The organism is Micromonospora sp. 4G55 (assembly GCF_016803375.1).
The window spans coordinates 1-2,148 of record NZ_JAEVHN010000884.1 but is presented as its reverse complement, the minus strand read 5'-3'; the positions used below and the strand labels follow the sequence as shown (position 1 = coordinate 2,148).

At 73.6% G+C, this 2,148-nt stretch carries 2 protein-coding genes and 1 pseudogene; all 3 read left to right on the top strand.

Annotation, left to right across the window (positions count from 1 at the left end):
- Positions 1–155 precede the first annotated feature (155 nt).
- A complete protein-coding gene (locus tag JNW89_RS35665) occupies positions 156–1,538 on the top strand; it encodes a phosphomannomutase/phosphoglucomutase (protein ID WP_238452362.1) in 1,383 nt (460 codons plus the stop codon).
- Between the two features lie 62 nt (positions 1,539–1,600).
- Positions 1,601–1,786 carry a Trm112 family protein gene (locus JNW89_RS35660; RefSeq protein ID WP_088963849.1) on the top strand — a complete coding sequence of 62 codons (186 nt, stop codon included), beginning with the start codon at positions 1,601–1,603 and terminating at the stop codon, positions 1,784–1,786.
- Positions 1,783–2,148: pseudogene (locus JNW89_RS35655) on the top strand (mannose-6-phosphate isomerase); the annotation flags it as partial. The gene JNW89_RS35660 and the pseudogene JNW89_RS35655, both read left to right, overlap by 4 nt.

The window sequence follows — 2,148 nt, the reverse complement described above, 5'->3', positions numbered from 1 at the left end:
CCCGGCGCCGCAGCGACCCGCCACGCCGCCGGCCGCCCCGCCCGACGGTGAGGCGACCACCTTCATGCCCCGCCTCCCCGGCTAGGAGGGGGCGGACCCGGCCGCTCCGTTAGGCTCAGGTTCGTTGACGACCTGCTGTCGAGGAGTGAATCCCGGTGTCTGACCTGTCCCAGATCGTGAAGGCGTACGACGTCCGGGGGACGGTGCCGGACCAGTGGGACGAGCGCACCGCCGAGGCGCTCGGAGCTGCCTTCACGCAGGTGCTCAACGACACCGGCGAGCCGGGCGACGCCGTGCTGATCGCGCACGACATGCGGGCCACCGGCCCCGCCCTGGCGAGCGCCTTCGCCACCGGCGTGCGCGCCGAGGGCCGGACGGTGATCGAGCTGGGGCTGGGCTCCACCGACATGCTGTACTACGCCTCGGGCGCGCTGGGCCTGCCGGGCGCGATGTTCACCGCCAGCCACAACCCGGCGCAGTACAACGGCATCAAGATGTGCCGCTCCGGCGCCCGCCCGATCGGGCAGGACAGCGGCCTGGCCGACATCCGGGACCGGGCGCAGGCGCTGCTCGCCGCCGGTGAGCGCCTGGCCGGCGAGCCGCCGGCTCCGGCCCGGCGGCGGGACCTGCTGCCGGACTACGCCGCGCACCTGCGCAAGCTGGTCGACCTGTCGAGCATCCGGCCGCTGAAGGTGGTCGTCGACGCGGGCAACGGGATGGGCGGCTACACGGTGCCCACCGTGCTCGGTGAGGCCGCCCTGCCGGCCCTGCCGCTGGAGATCGTGCCGCTCTACTTCGAGCTGGACGGCACCTTCCCCAACCACGAGGCCAACCCGCTCGACCCGAAGAACCTGGTCGACCTCCAGCGCGCGGTGGTGGCGCACACTGCCGACATCGGGCTCGCCTTCGACGGCGACGCCGACCGCTGCTTCGTCGTCGACGAGCGCGGCGAGCCGGTCTCCCCGTCCGCGATCACCGCCCTGGTGGCGGCCCGGGAGCTGGCCAAGCACCCCGGCTCCACGGTGATCCACAACCTGATCACCTCCCGCGCGGTGCCGGAGATCATCCGCGAGCACGGCGGCCAGCCGGTGGTGGCCCGGGTCGGCCACTCGTTCATCAAGGCCGAGATGGCCCGCACCAACGCCGTCTTCGGCGGCGAGCACTCCGCGCACTACTACTTCCGGGACTTCTGGTTCGCCGACACCGGCATGCTCGCCGCCATGCACACCCTGGCCGCCCTCGGCGAGCAGTCCCAGCCGCTGTCGATCCTGGCCAGCATCTACGAGCGGTACTCCGCCTCCGGTGAGATCAACTCGACGGTGGCCGACCAGGCGGCGAAGGTCGCCGAGGTGCGCGCCGCGTACCCGGAGGCGGAGGTCGACGAGCTGGACGGCCTCACCCTGCGCTTCCCGGACGGGGCCTGGTTCAACCTGCGCCCCTCCAACACCGAGCCGCTGCTGCGGCTCAACGTGGAGGGCCCGACCGAGGAGCGGATGATCTCGCTGCGCGACGAGGTGCTGGAGCGCGTTCGCCGATAAGATCGCCTGCGCCGGTCGGCACCGCCGACCGGCGAGACCGCACACGTGGAAGGAGCCGCACCGTGGCCCTGGACCCGCAGTTGCTCGAGATCCTCGCCTGCCCGGACACACACCACGCCCCGCTGGACTACGACGCGCAGGCGCAGACCCTCACCTGCACCGAGTGCGGTCGCGTCTTCGAGGTACGCGACGACGTGCCGGTGCTGCTGCTGGACGAGGCGCGCGGCGGCCCCGAGGCGCAGCGGTGATGGACGGTTCGGCCGGGGTCAGCGGCCGGCGGGTGGCCGACGAGTCCGTCCTGGACGACCCGGACACCTTCACCGAGCAGGACCCGGGCGGCATGCTCCGCTTCACCGCCTCCGCCGCGCCCAGGTACGCGAGTCGGCGAGCCTGGCCGCCGAGGCCAACCTGTCGCTGCTGGAGGACGACCTTCGCCCCCGCGCGGTCGTCATCGCCGGCATCGGCACCGCCGGGCGTACCGGTGACGTGCTCGCCACGGTCGCCGGGCCGCGCTGCCCGGTGCCGGTCATCGCGCACCGCAGCGCCGGCGTGCCCGGCTGGGTCGGCGCGGCCGACGTGGTGATCGCGGTCAGCGCCTCCGGTCGCAGCC